Below are 18448 nucleotides of genomic sequence, written 5' to 3' on the forward strand. Positions count from 1 at the left end.
CTGGCGTAGTTCCATGGTTGTCCCTCCGTGCGGAAACACTACATATTGTTCCTATATCACTCCATATTGTTCGTGGCCATAGTGGTGTTCCCCGGGAACAAGGTGTTCCCATGGATCTTTTGGCAAGACGGCTTCAGGAACGTGCTAAACAGCTTGGTATTTCCAATGCCGAGGCGGCACGTCGTGTCGGATTGGAAGAGCGGAGATATGCTCACTACGCGTCTGGGAGGAGAGAGCCCGATTTAGCAACTCTCGTGCGTATCGCCGCCACCCTCGGTACGACACCCAACTGGTTGCTGGGCGTCCCGGCCGGGCCCGACATAGATGCAGACGTATCCACGCTAGTCGAACGCTTTGCCTATGCTGCGAATAGCATGTCCCTTCGGGAGTTGGAATTGTGCGTCATACAGGCGGAAGCCGTAGCCGCCGCTCCACGCAAATAGTGCCCCTCAGATCTGATAAGCTCTCAACGCTTGATCCTGAACCCGATGCACACGGGCGCCAACATCCACCGGCGCGCATTGCGTGGCTGTAGCACAAAAGGTAACTTGGCTCAGATAGCAGAGTTATTCGTTTTCAATACCAAACCTTCAAAAAAAGAGGGTTTATGATTAAACTACCGCAATGTTTCGCTGCTCTGCAGTTTGCGTTCCGTTGTCCAGCGTTGCCGCCGAACGTCACCAATCATCAGGTCAACCTGTCGAGACTCATTAGGGCACAAGCCTGTTCTTGAGCTTTCCTGCTTATGCTAAGTGTCCGGTCGAAAGTGGGGGCGGTTCAGGGAACCAATTAGGTGACAAGGCCTGGCAATTGTTCAAACCAAGAGACCTTTTCGGGAGTAGTACTTCCGGACGACAGATTATGACATAAGGTCTACGGCAGATCGGACTAAAGTCCGAATAAATCGCCATCGGGTTCAGTTAATATTCAGGCGTTCGACCGTATCCGAAACAGAATGCTTCTCCGAAGGTGAGTCCCGTTGCTGCTCGCATTCAATACGATTTCGGGTCCGGTTGATCGAGGCGTCGCAGGGAGTCTTGTTCGTGCCAACAGTGAGGACTGGATCCCCTTATTCAAGAATGGATATCTTTCGGCGGTCCCGGCTTGAGACACGGTTCTTTCTCATAACCTCGTCAATCCTCCTCGCTCTCATGTTCGGATTTGCTTTCTGGACAACGAAAAGTATTGAACATGCGGTGATGAGAGGCGCGGGTAGCGTCGGTGCGGGCTATCTCAGGACGTTTATCGCGCCCATGCTCGACAACGAGGAGATGGAGCGCAAACAGGCAAGCCCTCATCTGAGTGCGCAACTCGACCTGCTGTCGCGCAGAGACCAGAGCAATCGGCATGTGGCGCAGCTCAAGATCTGGAACCCGGACGGTACGCTATTCTACCCCAAATCGACTTCGGCGGAGGGGACACCTGCCGTCTTCGACGAGCTTCGGCGAGCCCTCTCGGGAGAATTTGTCGTATCCACGACCAGCAGTTCAAAGCATGAGTACACCGCACAGGAAGTCGATGGAGCGTTTATTGAAGTCTACGCGCCGTTGGCGACGGACGAAGCCGGCAATGTACGGCTCGTGGGCGAATTCTATGAGAACCCCGCATACCTTTTGGAGGATTTATCGGGGGCATGGTGGAGCACCATGGGTATTGTCTTCGCCTTTTCATTACCCCTGATGGCAACCCTTTACATAATGGTGCGGGGTGGCAGCAGACTGATTGATCGGCAGTATAGCGCCATATGGGATAACCTTCGTAGAGCTCTGGAACTGTCAAACCAGAACGAGGCCTTGAGATACTCGGCGGAAAATGCGCGCCGTGAGGCCGGTAAGCTCAACGAAAAACTGCTGGATCAGATTGGCTGTGAGCTCCATGACGGACCAATCCAAATACTGACGCTGCTCAAGCTCACACTGAGCGATTTGGCGGCAGAACAGAAACGGAATGGCGTCGTACGAGCCCCCGCCGAACTGCTGGACAAGATCCATCATCTCGTGACTTTGGTCCTGGATGAAGTTCGGGATGTATCGGTCGGTCTTGTTCTTCCGGAACTCGATGACCTGTCCTTGCAGCAAACCATACGGCTAGCGGTCCAGCGCCATACGGATCTGACGGGACATGCAGTTCATCTTCACCAGGAGGTCGCCCCGGAACAGCGAATCAGCCATCTGAACATCTGCATATATCGCTTTGTCCAGGAAGCACTCATCAATGCCCATCACCACGTCAGGGACAATGAACGGCATGTTCGATATAGGATAAGACGGCGCCTCATCATCATTGCCGTCACTGACCTTGGGGAAGCAAAGTCCTTGCCGGTCGGGGCAAAGCGGAGGCTTCATCTCGGCCGGTTAACGCAACGGAGGAGGGTTCGCGCATTTGGTGGAAAGATGCGGGTCCTCCGCAGATCAAACGGCACATCCGTGGTCTCGATTCTACCACTTGATGACTATACCGCATTGCGGGAGCTGAGAGAGACCCCAGCCTCAATTGAGCCTTTTGCTGCCGGCGTCCGAGAACCTGTCTGCTAGCATGTTCATCTTCTGGGCCGCCAGCACCACCTCGACGCGGTTTCTGACGGCAAGCTTCTGCATCAGAAGGCTCATGTAATGCTTAACTGTCTTCTCGCTGATGTTCAGACTAGTCGCGATCTCTCGGTTCCTGCTTCCCCGCATGAGGAGCCTGACGATTTGCAGTTCCCGATAACTGAGCCGAGCATCCATTCCGGCCTTGTTTGAGACATCGTCCTTCCGAACAGCCATAATAACCTTGCTGGCAAAGCAGGGCGTTATAAAAGTTTCTCCAGCGCTCGCGGCCCTGATAGCCTCGAAAAGCTCTGATGCCTGGCCGCCCTTCAAGACGTACCCGGACACGCCGAACTTCAGCATCTGCACTGCGGTCTCGATACTGGGCGCAGCCGTGAAGACGACGACCCGAACGGCCGGGTGTTTCTGTGTCAGCGTTTCAATGGAAGCAACGGGATCGCCCGGCATGCTGAGATCGACAACCATCACATCCGGTCGCAAATCCTCCGCGATCCTCAAAATGTCAAATGCGCTGGACCCCTGCCCCACCACATTGAGGTCGCTCTTGTTCGAACAAAGACTGACAAGACCATCCAGTAGAATCGGATGATCGTCGACGAATGCCACTGAGATTGCCATGCGCGCTGTCCCCTACCCCATTAACAACCGCTTAATAAGATAATACACACATTCGATGCCGCAACCAACAAAATTAGCGCTCACTGGCAGCTCTGATACGATCAAGTCTCTACGAGATATCGATGATCTCGAGCTCTTGACCGCCCACGTTCACGCCATCCCCGATCGCTTTGCCCATCAGCATCCTTGCTACCGGAGATACATAGGAGATTGTTCCCGCCTTGGGGTCAGCTTCATCCTCTCCCACGATCCGGTACGTCTGGACGCGGCCGTCATCGCGGCTGAACGTGACCGTGCTGCCGAAAGCCACGGCATCTGTTGATGCCGGGTCGGGGACAACCTGAGCAGTGCGAACTCTTTCGCTGAAGTAGCGCAGATCACGCAAGGGGATTGTCGTGATCCGCCGCCGTTCATTCACGTCTTCGATCGTGCTCGTGGCCTCGTACGCCGAGCGAGCATGCTGGAGCTGCAATTCCAGAGCCTGCAACCCCGCTGCCGTAACCAGGTTGGGATGGGGTGAAATCGCACGATCAGGCAGCAGGGTTTCCGAGGCAGTTTCGGAACTCTCTTCCTTGGTGAAGGCAACGCTCACGAATTGAACTCCGTTTGAAGTGTGGTGTGCTTTCCTACAGGATTGCCCGATATCTCGAGCAATCCGCTTGCGGCTGCGACAGCTGCAGCGTCGCGCTTATGTCCCTATTCGGCGGCGATGTGGAAGGGTGCCTGCCCGCGCTCGGCCTTATCCGTCCGCATCAGATAGATGAGACAGCTTGTGCGCAGGAGCGAGCTAAAATTCGAGATCGAGCCGTTGATTTCGAGCGCTTCATCATAAAGTGTGGAAAGGAAACGCGCCGTTGACCAGCCCTGCTTTTCTGCAATTTCATCGAGCAGCGCCCAGAATGCCGATTCCAGCTGAATGCTGGTCGAATGCCCCCCAATGCGCACGGAACGATTGATCGGGCGATACCGCTCCGGGCTTTGCCCCGCATAGATTTCACACATAGCCTCCTCCTCTTATTATTATAGTTCTAATATGTCTTCGCGCGGCGGAACCGTCAAACAAAGAAGTGCCAGTTCCGCGGTTACCCCGATGTCGCCTGACACTTTCTTATCTGCGGTAGCCCACTGCTACCAGCGCTGTCGCCTTGACGCGTAGATTTGTGGGAAATTCACGGAGAACAGGCGTTGGCAAAGGCAATTCATTCCATGATCCGCGTGCTGGACGAGGCACGTTCAGTCGATTTCTATGGCAAAGTTTTCGGGCTTGAGGTGGCGGACCGTCTGGATTTCGATACGTTCACCCTCGTCTACATGAGCAATGCCGAAAGCCCGTTCGAGGTCGAGCTGACGATCAACAAGGGGCGCACCGAACCGTATGCTCTGGGCGATGGCTACGGGCATATCGCCGTCTCCGTGTCTGACCTCGACGCTGAATACGCCAGGCTCGCGGGTGCGGGCATCACACTCGGTAAGATCGTTGATTTCAATCGCGACGGGGGCCTCCTCGCTCGTTTCTTCTTCGTCACCGATCCGGATGGCTATAAGATCGAGGTGCTGCAGCGGCACGGCCGCTTCAAGTAATTCGCCGCCGCCCTGAGGAGGAGCGGCGGCGCATTCTCGCCTGCCTTCGGGCATGCATTCGACCAGATGGGAGGAAATACCATGACAACAATCTATGAGCCTTCGCGCGGCCTTTCGCGTCGCGAATTACTCAAGCGCGGCACAGTGGGCGCAGCGCTCCTGATCTCAGGCCAGGCAGTAATCTGTCCCGAGGCGGCCTGGGCCTTGGAAGCGACCACACTCAAGCCTGAAACCATGGCAACCCTGATCCGGCTTGCGCGCGACATCTACCCGCACGATCAACTTGCCGATCGCTTCTATGCCGTGGCGGTAAAGGGGCAGGATGCCCTCGCCGCAAAGACGCCGGAACACAAAACACTGATCGAAGATGGCATTGCCGATCTCGACAAACGCTCAGGCCCCGGCGGCTATCGCAGCATGGCGTGGGAGGACGATCGTGTCGCCATCCTGCGCGACATCGAGACAACGCCCTTCTTCCAAGCTGTACGAGGCGACCTCGTCGTCAGTCTCTACAACCAGAAGGAGATCTGGCCGATCTTCGGCTACGAGGGGGAGTCCTATTCCAAGGGCGGCTACGTCGAGCGCGGCTTTAACGACATCGAATGGCTCTGACGCTCATCGCCCCCGCTGGAGGAAGCGGTTCGGGCGAATTTCTAGTGGCGACACAGCATTCACATCCGGGAGGATATCATGGCAGCCCCTTATGATCTCAACGACAACAGCGTCGTCGTCATTATCGGTTCCGGCGCGGGCGGCGGAACGCTCGGAAACGAGCTTGCGCAGAAAGGCGTCGACGTAGTCATCCTCGAAGCGGGCAATCGCATCGAATACGAGGAATTCATCAATGACGAATGGGAGAGCTTTTCACAGCTCGCCTGGCTAGACAATCGCACCACCGGCGGTGGCTGGCGCGTATCCAAGGATTTTCCGAACCTGCCGGCGTGGATCGTCAAGGCCGTTGGCGGCACGACAACCCACTGGGCCGGCGCATCCCTGCGCTTCCAGGAGCACGAACTCAAGGCGCTGACCAACTACGGCAAGGTCGACGGCGCCAACCTGCTCGACTGGCCCATCACCTTGGCCGAACTCGAGCCCTACTATGCCAAGGCCGAGGACAAGATGGGCGTGACCCGTACCAACGGCATTGAAGGCCTGCCGGGCAACAATAACTTCAAGATCCTGAAAGCGGGCGCCGACAAGCTTGGCTACAAGGAATGTCACACCGGCAACATGGCGATCAATTCGGCCGATCGCGACGACCGCACGAGCTGTCAGCAAACAGGCTTCTGTTTCCAGGGCTGTAAATGGGGCGCCAAGTGGTCGACGCTCTACACCGAAATCCCGAAGGGTGAGGCGACCGGCAAGCTGGAGGTTCGACCGAACTCCCATGTCGTCAAGATCGAGCATGACGACAGCGGCAAGGTGACGGCCGTGGTCTATGCCGACAAGGACGGCAAGCTGCAGAGTCAGAAGGCCCGCATCGTCTGCGTCGCTGGCAATTCCATCGAAAGCCCGCGCCTTCTCCTCAATTCCGCATCGAGCAAATATCCCGACGGGCTTGCCAACTCATCGGGCCAGGTCGGCAAGAACTACATGCGCCACACCACGGGCTCGGTCTATGCGGTGTTCGAAAAGCCGGTGCACTTCTATCGCGGCACCACCATGGCCGGCATCATCCGTGACGAGGCAAAGCACGATCCGTCACGCGGCTTCGTCGGTGGCTACGAGCTGGAAACGCTGGCGCTCGGCATTCCCTTCATGGCGGCCTTCCTCGATCCGGGTGGCTGGGGCCGCTCCTTCGCGTCCGCCATGGACAGCTACGCCAACATGGCCGGCCTCTGGATCGTCGGCGAGGACATGCCGCAGGAACAGAACGCCGTGAAACTGCATGGCGAGTTGAAGGACAAATACGGCATGCCGATCCCGGATGTCTGGTTTACCGACCATCCGAACGATGTCGCCATGCGAAACCACGCCTACACGCAGGGTGAGGCGCTTTACGCGGCGGTTGGCGCGACGCGCAGTTTCCCGACCCCGCCCTACCCCTCGACCCACAATCTCGGCACCAACCGCATGAGCGAGAAGGCATCCGATGGCGTCGTCAACAAATGGGGACAGACGCATGACATCCAGAACCTGTTCATCTCGGATGGCAGCCAGTTCACGACGGGGGCTGCGGAGAACCCGACGCTGACGATCGTCACGCTTGCCATCCGCCAGGCCGATCACATCGCCAAGGAAATGGCTGCCGGGACCATCTGAACGTCCGATCATTCCGGCCGCGACGTCGCGGCCGGCTCCCTCGTGCGGTTCAAATTCACACAGGACCGCGCCAACTGTGACCGGGCCACCGGTCACTTTTTTATGCGAGACTACCTGCCTTGGCAGCTGTAACGCCGGCCTATGCGATGTTCCCGTTGAAGATCTCCTGCCATGCCTCATAGGCAGAGAGAACGGTCTCCATCTGTGCCGTGTGGCCGGTGATGAAATCGTCGCCGTAGATGGTCTCGTCCGGATATTCAGTGATCAGCGTCAGCGGCACTGTGTGACGGTCATAGACCGAAGACAAGCAGGGGAACCCGTTGATGACGCGGTAGCCCGTTTCACCAGCATGAACTTCATAGAGCGTGATCTGCCGGTCGTTGTAGGCCAACAGCCCGGGAATTGCACCCAGGTGACGCGTCACGCGATCCAGCATAGCTTCGGCCTGTTCCGACCAGCCGTCGTGATGGCGCATCACCAGGAAGAAGCCCTTCGGCAATGTCCACATCGCGAAATTGCGCGGCACATAGCCGGAAAGCGGGCGGGTCCATTCGTGCGAGGGATAGCCGTGCAGGTTCACATGCAACTTGGCGTCGCTGATCTCCTGCGCCTTGAAGCGGATGTCCTTCTCATTGAGATGCTCTCCGGCATTTTCATGCGTCCGGTATTCGAGGTCGTCACCGAGTGCAGTGTAGCGGGCGGCATGGTGCATGTGGCGCGGGTTATCAATGCGCAGACGCTGATGCAGGGCATAACCGTCCGGGTTTTCGAGCGGCGAGATCGTGAAATGTGCGTTCGGCCGCTCCCTCAGTCTGCGGGCGGCGCGTATGGCACCGACAATGCCGGTCGTCTCGTTCGGATGCTGACCACCGCTGATCATCACCGCCGCATCGCTGCCAGCGACATAGCACGCCGCAACCTTGCGGCCTGACCGCGACCGTGCGTCGAATTCCTTGCCACCGATATCGGTAAGAAGCCTGACCATCTGGCTCGCTGCCGGAGCTTCACTCGCGGTGTCGATTGCCTGATCACCGCCATCGAGGAAAGCGGTGGTAAGCGGCCGCGTCTCGATACGAACCGAGATCTCGCCTTCACTTTTGACGATTTCAGGAACGATCTGGCCGGGTTTCAGGCCACGGTCGCCCAGTGGCCGACCAGACTTCTTCTGGAAGAACTCCAGGAGCGAGAAATAGAAATCCTCGTGCAAAGCCTCACGCAGACTGACGACTTCATCGCCGACGGCAAGCGGCAAGTCTTCGGCCGGATGCACGACGCAGATATTAAGTTCCTCGAAATACGGTTCCTGCGTACCCCAGTCTTGATCGGCAACCGCCTGGATGGCAGCGCCGAAAAGGCACTCGTAATCCGTTTCCAGGCGTTCGCCGATATCGTCGCCTTGAAGCCGGAACCAGCCCGTTGGAGATACATTCATCTCCCCGACGATATCCGCATGGAGGCGGTTGGGAGCAAACACCTTCAGGGTCTCGGTCCTGCCCGCGCGCGTCAGCGTTACATCATAGAAAAATGCGCCGTCCTCGCGTGGAACGAAAGCAATCCCTGCATCACCGACCAGCGCCGCCAGCGGATAGGCCTCCAGCCGGAAGCGATTGGAAGGCGCATTGGCATGCACCGGATAACGAACCTCGATCGCTTCTACGCCAACAAGGTCAATCTCTTCGAGAAAGACGAAAAGGAGCGGCTTGTAGGCGCTGCGGATGTGAGCGGACACACCCTTTTCCCGAAGGCGCCGCTCGGCTTCACGGCGGCTCTTGGCATCATCGAAAGTCCATGCCTCGAAGTGCTGACCCGGGACAGCGCGCGCGACCAGTTGATCGAGGCTGCGCTCGAACGACTTCTCATAGATCAATGTCATGCAGATTACCTTGAGGTTCTACCGGTTGGGTCGAGGCTGTCGCGCAACCAATCGCCGAGAAGGTTGAGGCCGAGCACCGTCAGCAGGATCGCAATTCCAGGGAAAACGCTGACCCACCAGGCGGTCTGCAGATAGGTGCGGCCGTCGGCCAGCATGCCGCCCCAGCTTGGGATCGTCGGATCGACGCCCATGCCAAGGAAGGTCAGGCTGCTTTCCAACAAGATGTTATTGGCGACGTTCAACGTCATCAGCACGATCACCGGGCCGAGCAGGTTGGGCAGAAGGTGCTGGACAATGATGCGCCAGTCCTTCACGCCGATAGCGCGGGCAGAAAGAATGAACTCACGCTCACGCAGCGTCAGTACCGAACCGCGCACAAGGCGGGCATATTGCACCCACTGCGATACGATCAAGAGGATGATGGTGTTGGTCAGGCTGCCACCGACAATCGCGATGAAGGTAATCGCCAGGAGGATGAAGGGCATTGCCAGCTGAATGTCGGCAAAGCGCATGACCAGCATGTCCCAGAAACCGCGGTAGTAGCCCGCGACCAGCCCCACCAGCACACCGATCACCACAGCTCCGAGCACGGAGCTTATGCCGACGAGCAGCGAGATCTTTCCACCCGCCACCACCCGCGCCAGGACATCACGACCGAGGGGATCGGTGCCGAAAGGATGGGCGGCACTGGCAAACGGTTTCGCAAGGCGAGCCATCAGGTCGATCTTGTCGGCGCCACCGGGAAACAGCAGGTCGGAAAACAGAACCGCAAGGCAGATGACAGTGGTCAGAAACGCGCCGAGAATGAATTCGAGGCTTCTGAAGCGCGATACGCGTGAGGTACTTGCAGTCATGGCGATTACTCCGTGCGAATGCGCGGATCGATCAGCCCGTAGGCAATATCGACCAGAAGGTTTATGCCGACGATCATCAGCGAAAGAACGGTAATCACGCCCTGAAGAACGGGAAAGTCACGCGCGCCAACGGCGTCGAATGCAAGCGTGCCGAGACCCGGCCAGTTGAACACCCTTTCGATAACCACAATGCCGCCCAGCAGCCCACCGAACTGGATACCGAAATAGGTGATCAGCGGGATCGCGCAGTTACGCAGGGCATGTTTGTAGAGGACCTTGCTTTCACTCAGGCCTTTGGCGCGGGCTACCATGATGTATTGCGACTGCAAGGTTTCCAGCATCGAGGTGCGGACAAGCCGCACATTGGTGGCAGTAAGAATGACGCCCATGGTGACGGCCGGCATGATGTAGCTGGAAAAGCCGCCCATGCCGCTCGGCGGCAAAAGGCCGAGCGTGATGGAAAACAGCAGAACCAGCATCGTGGCGAGCCAGAAATTCGGGAAGGAGAGGCCAACGAGCGACAGGATGCGGATAAGCTGATCAGCCCATTTGCCGCGAGCCGTCGCCGCCTTGATGCCCAGCGGGATAGACAGCACGATCGAGACCGCAATCGAGACGAAGGCCAGTAGCAGCGTTGCGGGAAGCGCCTGTGCGATCAGGCCCGTCACCGGGGCGTTTCCGGTGAAACTGCGCCCGAGATCCAACGTCACAAGCCCCTTGAGGAAGGTCAGGTACTGCTCCAGGAACGGCTTGTCGACACCCAGCGCCTGACGAATGCGCGCCAGGTCATCTTCGGTCATACTGCCTCCCCCCTGGAACATCGTTACCGCCGGATCGCCGGTAAGACGGATCGCGAACGACACAAGGAGGGTGATGGCAATCACAACGAAAATCGCCTGAAGCAATCGTTTGATGAGGAAAGTGGCCACGTATTTGCCCCTGAAGCGGTAAAGGAAGCGCCGCCGCGATACGCGGCGGCGCCCGGTGTAAATTACTCGAACGTAACGCCCGTGAACTTCATGCGGTTGTCGGGAGCGGGTTCGAAGCCCTTGACGCGCTTGCTGATGCCGAAGATCGCCTTGGTGTTGTAGAGCGGCATTTCCAGAGCACGATCGGCCGCATAGACAGCGATCTCACGAAGGATCTTCTCCCGCTCGGCACGGTCGGTCAGCGGACGCTGCGATTCCAGCAGCTTGTCCAGCGTCTCATCCTTGTCATACGGGTTCCAGCGCTCGCCGGAATGATACATCGCGTAAGCGGTGTTGTCGTAGTCGAAGGTCCAGCCGCCCCACTTCTGCTGGAACATCGCGCCGGTCTTGCCCTGCGGGATGATATCGTTCAGCAGGACGTTGGTTTCGTAAGGCTTGATCGTTGCAGTGATTCCGACAGCTTGAAGATAGCTGGCAACGATCTGCGCAACTTCGTTCATCGTCGTGTCATTGCCACGAACGTCGATCTGCACAGCCGCGCCGGGCTCGACGCCGGCTTCTTCGAGCAACTTCTTTGCACCTTCCGGGTCGAAAGGCAGCGGCTTCAGTTCAGGATCGTACCCAAAGGACAACTCACCCTGGAAGGACGCGATCTCCGTGGCCTGACCGGCCAGGAGAGACTGCACGATGGTTGCGCGGTCAACCGCCATAGTCAGGGCCTTGCGCACCCTCGGGTCGGCAGTGATGCCGTCACGGGTGTTAAAGCGTAGCGCATCGACCGTCGGGCCAGGTACGGAAACGACCTCCAGGTTGGCGTCGCCCTCGATCACCGGCAACATGCCGATCGGAATGGTGGGCGGGATCACGAGATCCACGCGGCCGGCCTGAAGTTCCGCGACGGCAGTCGCAGGCTCACTGATGAACCGGTATTCCAATTCCGAGAGCTTCGGTGCTCCGGCCCAGTAGTCCGGGTTGGCTTCGAGCTTGATGTCGACCTTTGGCGTATAGGACACGAACTTGAACGCGCCGGTACCGACAGGATTGGTATTGAAGTTGTCCTCACCCTTTTCCTGGATGTACTTCGGCGGCACGATCATCGCGCCATAGCCGGCCAGCTTGGTCAGGAGAACAGGATCTGGAGCCTGAAGCTTCATGTCGATGGTGAAGTCGTCGATGATCTCCACGCTTTCGATCGCCGTGTAATTGGAGCGCTGCGGACCCTTGGCACCCTCGTCGCCCAGCAGGCGTTCGAAGGTGAACTTGACAGCCGCAGCGTCGAAAGGCTCGCCGTTATGGAACTTGACGTTCTGGCGCAGCTTGAAGCGGATACGCTTGCCTTCGTCCAGCTCTTCCCAGCTTTCAGCAAGTCCCGGAACAAGCTTGAGATCGGGGCCGCGATAGGTCAGGCCATCGAAGATATTGGTGGCAACGGCCGCCCACTGGACAAGGAAAGTGTCGACCGGATCCCAGCTGCCCGGATCCTGCGGCGACGACACTGTGAGCTTGCCGGCGGCGAAAGCGGGTGCTGCCGTAAGAGCAGTGCCCGACAGGGCGAGCGCCATGACGGTCGCTGCCATTCCCCTTTTGAACGTTGTCATTTACCTGTTCCTCTTCAGCTTCTTGCGGTTTTTTCGCGAGTATTCAGGCGCTCTTCGCGACGAAGTGGCCTGGATTGATTTCCTCGTGCGTGAGGATGGCGGGCTCGTCGCCGACGCGACGGACCGGATTGGGGATTTCGCCCTCGATCATTGCCGTCTGGCGGACCGCCGTCGGATCGGCAACCGGCACGGCGGACAGAAGGCGGCGTGTGTAGTCATGGCCCGGCGTCTCGAACACCTGCCGACGCGAGCCCATTTCCATGATCTGCCCAAGATAGAGGACGGCAACCCGGTGGCTCATCTTCTCCACCACGGCCATGTCGTGACTGATGAACAGATAGGCGAGCCCACGCTCCGCCTGCAGGTCCATGAAGAGATTGATGATCTGCGCCTGGATCGACACATCGAGCGCCGACAGCGCTTCATCTGCGATGATTAGCTTGGGGTCGGAGGCAAGCGCGCGGGCAATGCAAACCCGCTGGCGCTGGCCGCCGGAAAACTCGTGCGGGTAACGCTCGGCATAAGCGGATGTCAGACCGACACGCTCCAGCAACTCGTCGACGCGCCGGCGAACCGCCTTGCGGTCGGATATCAGGCCATGCGTGTTGATCGGTTCAGCAATCGAAAAACCAACCGTCTTTCGCGGATCGAGCGAAGCGAACGGATCCTGGAAGATGTACTGCACTTGCTGGCGCATACGGAACCGCTCGGCTGCCGACATGGAGGAATAGGTGCGGCCGTTGAAGGCAATCTCGCCCGACATCGCCGACTGCAGCTGCTGGATCGTGCGCCCGATGGTCGATTTGCCGGACCCGGATTCACCGACCAGCGCCAGCGTCTCGCCCGGGTGGATATCGAAGCTGACCTTTTGCACGGCACTACAGCGATGCGTAGCCTTGCCGAAAAGGTTCTTGCGGATGTCGAAGCGGACGAACAGGTCCTTCACCGACAAAAGCGGCTTCGCGTCGTATTTCGCCGTGTCCTGAACGCGTTCCTCACCGACCACGGTGGGCTCGCCGTCCTGCAACACGGTCAGTGGCATGCGCTTTGGAAACTCTTCGCCAGTCATGCTGCCCAGACGCGGCACAGAGGAAAGAAGCGTGCGGGTGTAGGGATGCTGCGGGTTGGCAAAAATCTCCTTGACCGGACCTTCCTCGACTTTCTTGCCTTTCCACATGACGACAACATGGTCAGCCATCTCCGCAACGACGCCCATGTCGTGGGTGATGAAGACCATGCCCATGCCGAGATCCTTCTGCAGATCTCGCATGATGTTCAAAATCTGCGCCTGGATCGTCACGTCGAGTGCCGTGGTCGGCTCATCAGCAATCAGCAGCTTGGGACGACAGGCAAGCGCCATCGCAATCATAACCCTCTGGCGCATGCCGCCGGAAAGCTGGTGCGGATAACGCGTCAAGAGTTCCGCGGAATCCGGCAGGCGCACCATGTCGAGCAGCCGGCCGGCCTCCACTGTAGCGGCACTCTTGCCCATCTTCTCGTGCAGCATCAGCACTTCGCAGATCTGATCGCCGATCGTGAAGACCGGATTGAGCGACGTCATCGGCTCCTGGAAGATCATCGCGATCTCCTTGCCGCGGATCGAGCGCATCTCCTTCTGGGAGGCCCTAAGCAGATCCTTGTCGCCAAACAGGATGCGGCCAGAGGCGAAGTTCGCACCCATCATGTCGGCCAGCCGCATGGTCGACAGCGAGGTCACCGACTTACCGGAACCGGATTCGCCGACGATTGCCACCGTCTTGCCAGCCTCGACCGAAAAGGACAGGTCGTCGACGACGCGGCTCGAACCGAATTCGACGCTCAGTCCTTCTACCGACAGTAGCGGCTTCCTGGCTTGCACAGGGCGGTCGTCCATCGGGATGTTCATGTCGGCGTCTCCGGCTTGGGCATTGGCACGGTGATGGTCTTGGCAGCACTGCTCGGCTCGATGCGGGCAATGACTGCACCGGCGGTCTGCGAGGACCCCGCGGCGGCCAGGATGGTGATGGTACCGGCCACCGGCGCGGTTACCGCCGTCTCCATCTTCATCACATCCATAATTGCCAGAATTTCATTCTTTTCTACAATAGCGCCATCTGAAACATTCCAGTGAACGAGCAGGCCGGGAACCGGCGCAATCACGGCGCCTGCATCGTTATCGGCATCGCCGGCTTTCGACTGTGAAACCTGTCCCGGCATCTGGCCGAGCAGCCGCAGGAAGGCATCGGGAATTCCGAGCTGGACGCGCTTTCCGTCAATCTCCACATGGCCACGCAGCAGGCCGGTTCCGGCTGCGGGCAGAGGGCGCGCCGCCGCTTCCAGCGTTTCGGCAAAATCAGTCTCGATCCAACGCGTGTGCACCCGAAAATCCGTGCCGGCAAAGTCGGCATGTTCGATTGCCGCGCGATGGAACGGCAGGACCGAAGGCACGCCCTCGATCCGGAATTCGCTCAACGCACGGCGGGCACGGGCGATCGCCTGTTCGCGTGTCGAACCCCAGACGATCAGCTTCGCCGCCAGGGAATCGAACATCGGCGGAATGGCAGAACCACCGGAAACACCAGAATCGAGCCGAACACCTGGACCGGACGGCGCAACAAATTCGGTGATCTCGCCGGCCGACGGCAGGAAACCGCGGCCGGGATCTTCGATGTTGATGCGGAACTCGATCGCATGGCCGCGCGGCTCGGGCGTCTCGGTGATGCTGACAGGGAGGCCTTCGGCAATGCGGAACTGTTCGATAACGAGGTCGAGACCGGTGGTCTCCTCGGTCACAGGATGTTCGACCTGAAGACGGGTATTGACCTCCAGGAAGGAGATCACGCCGTCGGCGCTCAGCAGGAATTCCACCGTGCCGGCACCGGTATAACCGGCTTCGGCGCAAATATCGTGCGATGCCGTGTGGATCTTCTGCCGCTGCTCGGTGGAAAGGAAGGGTGCGGGCGCCTCCTCGACAAGCTTCTGGTTGCGTCGCTGCAGCGAGCAATCACGCGTTCCGACAACCAGAACATTGCCGAGACGGTCCGCCAGCACCTGCGCCTCTATGTGCCGCGGACGGTCGAGAAACTGCTCGACATAACATTCGCCGCGACCGAAGGCGGCAACTGCTTCACGCGTTGCCGATTCAAAGAGTTCCTCGACCTCGTCAAGCTGACGAGCGATCTTGAGCCCACGCCCACCGCCGCCATGGGCTGCCTTGATGGCAATCGGCAAGCCGAATTTGCGGGCGAAGGCCAGGGCCTCGGCGGGGGAAGAAATCGCGCCGTCACTGCCGGCGACCAGCGGTGCGCCTACCTTCTGGGCAATGCTGCGTGCCTTGAGCTTGTCGCCCAGCGATTCTATGACCTTGGGATCCGGACCGATCCAGGTCAGACCTGCATCGATCACCGCCTGCGCAAACTCGGCGCGCTCCGACAGGAAACCGTACCCGGGATGAACGGCATCGGCACCGGAGCATTTCGCAACGGCAATGAGCCTGCCTATATCGAGATAGGTTTCCTTGGCAGTGGCACCATTCAGGGAAAAAGCTTCATCAGCCTGCGCGACAAACATCGCATCGGCATCGGCATCGGCGTAAACCGCGACCGATGCGAGGCCATAGTCCTTGCAGGCCCGGATGATCCGCACCGCGATTTCGCCGCGGTTTGCAATCAGAACCTTCTTCATGTGCGTTTTCCTGAGATGATGCGAGGAGCAAAGCGGCTGGTCGCATTAAAGCGAATGCGGGCTCCGACGGGTATCTGGCCGGCAAGATCGAGATGATGACCGGCGACATTGGCGATGACCGGATAACCGCCGGTCAACGGATGATCAGCGAGAAACAACACGGGCTGGCCGCTGGCCGGCACCTGCAGCGCCCCGCGTACGGTCGCCTCGCTCGGCAGTTCGTCATGGTTTTCACGCTCTAGCGCCTCGCCGGCGAGACGGATGCCGACTCGACTCGACTGCGGCGTCACGTTCCATTCCTGCGCCAGGAAGCTTTCGACTGCTCGTTCGGTAAACCAGTCTGTACGCGGGCCCATGACAACGTCGAGAACGACGAGTTCACAGGGTCGCGGCATGTCGAACGCTGGCATTTCTGATACAGAGACAACCGATCCGGCTGGTGCCGGCCTGATAGCGACCCGGTCGCCTTTCGCCAGTCGTGCGGGGCCGATCTGTGCCAATGTGTCGGTAGCGACGCTACCGAGAACCGGTGCCACCTCGAAACCGCCCCGCAGCGCCAGATAGGAGCGCATGCCGGCAGACGGCACGCTCAGCGAAACCACGTCGCCGTCATCGAGCGCAATTGCGCTGTGGTGAGGCGCCAAGGTCTTCGAACCGTCGGCAGCGGCAATAACGATATCAGCCAAGGCGCCGGTAACGGCTATGACGCCCCGGCCATGCATGCGGAAACTCAGGGCACCGAGCGCGATTTCGAGAGCCGGCACCTCGACGGGATTGCCGACAAGGCGATTGGCGGCCTTGCAGCTGGCGCGATCAACGGCGCCAGACATGCTGATACCCTGGCTCGCCTGGCCCATGCGCCCAAGATCCTGGAACAGGACCGGCAGACCGACGGAAAGGATTTCGATGACAGCAGTACTGCTATTTTCTTTGGCAGAGGCTCCAGCCCCATCGGCTCCACCGACCTTTGCCACCGTTGCGATCTCGTAGGCCCTGCCAGCGGACATGTCGCGAAACCGCACACGGTTGCCGGGCTGCAACAAAGAGGCCGGTGTGCGATCGAGATCGAACATGGCAAGAGGTGTCGTACCGATCAATTGCCAGCCGCCGGGGCTGGTTTTTGGATAGACTCCGCTGAACTGCCCGGCCAGGCCTACCGAGCCTGCCGGAACCTGCGTGCGCGGCGATTTGCGGCGCGGAACCGACAAGCGCGGATCACCGCCGGCGAGATAGGCGAACCCCGGCGCAAAACCGGTGAAAGCCACCACATAGTCGCTTTCGACATGGAGCCGCACAACCTCGTCGGCGCTCATGCCCAGGATCCCGGCAACTTCCACCAGATCCTCTCCGTCATATCGAACCGGGATCTCAACCAACGCGCCCGACGCCGCCTTGCGCTCGCCGCCTGCGCGCTCAGTGACGACCTGCACCAGCGCTTCATCGGAAATGGCTGTGGGATCGAAGGAAATCAGGAGTGTGCGGGCCGCCGGAACGATTTCACGGATACCGTCGACGGGAGCACTCTCCAGCGCGTCGAACAGCGCCAGCGCTTCGCCGAGATCGGCCAATTCCACGAGCATCGCATCCGCCCGCACCGGCAGGATACGCATGGATGTATCACGGGAGGGAGAATGCGTGGCGGGTTGCATGATGTTCACGCAGCCCCTGTGAAGGGCTGGATGGCAAGGCCGGATTGCTCGAGAAGCATACGCAGACGTTGCGCGATAGCGACGGCGCTAGGGTTGTCGCCATGAACGCAGATGGACTGGGCGTCGATCTTCGTCACCGTGCCATCGATTGCTTCGATGGCACCTTCCTTAACCATGCGCACCATGCGCGCGGCCACAAGTTCGGGATCGTGCAGGACCGCACCCTTTTCCCGGCGCGATACGAGATTGCCCTCGGCTGTATAGGCCCGGTCAGCGAAGGCTTCGGCCACAACAGTCAGGCCGGCAGCCCGCGCCCGCTTGACAAGCGGCGAGCCTGCGAGCGCCATCAGCACCAGCTTGTCGTCGATTGCGCGGATTGCGGCAATCACGTCTGCGGCCTGTCGCGCATCGATCGCGATGGTGTTGTAGAGCGCGCCATGTGGCTTCACATAACTCACGCGCGTGCCGGCAGCCTTCGCCAGACCCTGGAGCGCACCGATCTGGTAGATGACGTCGCCAATCAGCTCGTCGCTCGTCGGATCCATGTTGCGACGCCCGAAACCGACCAGATCCCGATAGCCGACATGCGCACCTATGGCCACACCGCGCTCGGCGGCGGCTCGCAGCGTCCTCAGTATCCCCGCCGGATCGCCGGCATGAAACCCGCAGGCAACATTAGCGCTGCTGACCACATCAAGCATGGCGGCGTCGTCGCCTATCGTCCAGGCGCCGAAGCTTTCGCCCAAGTCACTATTGAGATCGATGGTCAGCATAAAGGTGGAGCGTCCCTGTCAACGTTGACTAAACGCTAACAAAGGAGAACAATGCTGTCCAGAGTGTTGAACAATTTTAGTGTATTGCCCTACAAATGA

Annotated in this window: 16 protein-coding genes; 5 read left to right on the forward strand and 11 right to left on the reverse strand. The window is 59.3% G+C overall.

The features are described 5' to 3' along the window. The first annotated feature begins 110 nt into the window (after nt 1-110). A complete protein-coding gene (locus LH464_RS17920; RefSeq protein WP_226787848.1) occupies nt 111-443 on the forward strand; it encodes a helix-turn-helix domain-containing protein in 333 nt (110 codons plus the stop codon). Between the two features lie 570 nt (nt 444-1013). Beyond that, nucleotides 1014-2534: a sensor histidine kinase gene (locus tag LH464_RS17925; protein ID WP_226787775.1), complete on the forward strand. Its 1521-nt coding sequence runs from the start codon at nt 1014-1016 to the stop codon at nt 2532-2534. Here LH464_RS17925 and LH464_RS17930 read toward each other — a convergent pair. From LH464_RS17930 to LH464_RS17940, 3 genes are all read right to left on the reverse strand, one after another. Continuing rightward, nucleotides 2490-3167, reverse strand: a complete 678-nt coding sequence (locus LH464_RS17930; protein ID WP_226787776.1) for a LuxR C-terminal-related transcriptional regulator — start codon at nt 3165-3167, stop codon at nt 2490-2492. The genes LH464_RS17925 and LH464_RS17930 overlap by 45 nt on opposite strands. Before the next feature lie 109 nt (nt 3168-3276). Beyond that, the gene (gene greA, locus LH464_RS17935) at nt 3277-3759 is read right to left on the reverse strand and encodes a transcription elongation factor GreA (protein ID WP_226787777.1); all 483 of its coding nucleotides are present in this window, start codon (nt 3757-3759) and stop codon (nt 3277-3279) included. A gap of 104 nt (nt 3760-3863) precedes the next feature. Further along, a complete protein-coding gene (locus LH464_RS17940) occupies nt 3864-4169 on the reverse strand; it encodes a ribbon-helix-helix domain-containing protein (RefSeq protein WP_226787778.1) in 306 nt (101 codons plus the stop codon). 183 nt (nt 4170-4352) lie between these two features. Here LH464_RS17940 and LH464_RS17945 point away from each other — a divergent pair, with 183 nt between their 5' ends. The 3 genes from LH464_RS17945 (at nt 4353) to LH464_RS17955 (ending at nt 7010) form a co-directional block, all read left to right on the forward strand. After that, entirely contained in the window at nt 4353-4748 is a 396-nt protein-coding gene (locus LH464_RS17945; protein ID WP_226787779.1) for a VOC family protein, read from the forward strand. Nucleotides 4749-4829: 81 nt separating this feature from the next. Further along, a complete protein-coding gene (locus tag LH464_RS17950; RefSeq protein ID WP_226787780.1) occupies nt 4830-5360 on the forward strand; it encodes a gluconate 2-dehydrogenase subunit 3 family protein in 531 nt (176 codons plus the stop codon). Between the two features lie 78 nt (nt 5361-5438). After that, nucleotides 5439-7010: a GMC family oxidoreductase gene (locus LH464_RS17955; RefSeq protein ID WP_226787781.1), complete on the forward strand. Its 1572-nt coding sequence runs from the start codon at nt 5439-5441 to the stop codon at nt 7008-7010. A gap of 139 nt (nt 7011-7149) precedes the next feature. Here the strand turns inward: LH464_RS17955 and LH464_RS17960 are convergent, their stop codons facing one another. From LH464_RS17960 to LH464_RS17995, 8 genes are all read right to left on the reverse strand, one after another. Continuing rightward, nucleotides 7150-8883: a M14 family metallopeptidase gene (locus tag LH464_RS17960; protein ID WP_226787782.1), complete on the reverse strand. Its 1734-nt coding sequence runs from the start codon at nt 8881-8883 to the stop codon at nt 7150-7152. 5 nt (nt 8884-8888) lie between these two features. Continuing rightward, the gene (locus tag LH464_RS17965; RefSeq protein ID WP_226787783.1) at nt 8889-9737 is read right to left on the reverse strand and encodes an ABC transporter permease; all 849 of its coding nucleotides are present in this window, start codon (nt 9735-9737) and stop codon (nt 8889-8891) included. 5 nt (nt 9738-9742) lie between these two features. Beyond that, on the reverse strand, nt 9743-10666 hold the full coding sequence (locus tag LH464_RS17970; protein WP_226787784.1) for an ABC transporter permease: 924 nt from the start codon (nt 10664-10666) through the stop codon (nt 9743-9745). A 62-nt stretch (nt 10667-10728) separates the two neighbouring features. After that, a complete protein-coding gene (locus tag LH464_RS17975; protein ID WP_226787785.1) occupies nt 10729-12264 on the reverse strand; it encodes an ABC transporter substrate-binding protein in 1536 nt (511 codons plus the stop codon). 43 nt (nt 12265-12307) lie between these two features. Continuing rightward, nucleotides 12308-14149 carry an ABC transporter ATP-binding protein gene (locus tag LH464_RS17980; RefSeq protein ID WP_226787786.1) on the reverse strand — a complete coding sequence of 614 codons (1842 nt, stop codon included), beginning with the start codon at nt 14147-14149 and terminating at the stop codon, nt 12308-12310. After that, nucleotides 14146-15927 carry an acetyl/propionyl/methylcrotonyl-CoA carboxylase subunit alpha gene (locus tag LH464_RS17985; protein ID WP_226787787.1) on the reverse strand — a complete coding sequence of 594 codons (1782 nt, stop codon included), beginning with the start codon at nt 15925-15927 and terminating at the stop codon, nt 14146-14148. The genes LH464_RS17980 and LH464_RS17985 overlap by 4 nt, the downstream gene beginning before the upstream one ends. Beyond that, nucleotides 15924-17537, reverse strand: coding sequence for a 5-oxoprolinase subunit PxpB (gene pxpB, locus LH464_RS17990; protein WP_226787788.1), 1614 nt, complete (start codon nt 17535-17537; stop codon nt 15924-15926). Before pxpB ends, LH464_RS17985 begins: the two co-directional genes overlap by 4 nt. Nucleotides 17538-17581: 44 nt before the next feature. After that, entirely contained in the window at nt 17582-18349 is a 768-nt protein-coding gene (locus tag LH464_RS17995) for a LamB/YcsF family protein (protein ID WP_226787789.1), read from the reverse strand. Between the last annotated feature and the right edge of the window lie 99 nt (nt 18350-18448).

Origin of the sequence: Pseudorhizobium xiangyangii (assembly GCF_020531965.1) — a bacterium.
GTDB classification, from domain to species: Bacteria; Pseudomonadota; Alphaproteobacteria; order Rhizobiales; family Rhizobiaceae; genus Neorhizobium; species Neorhizobium xiangyangii.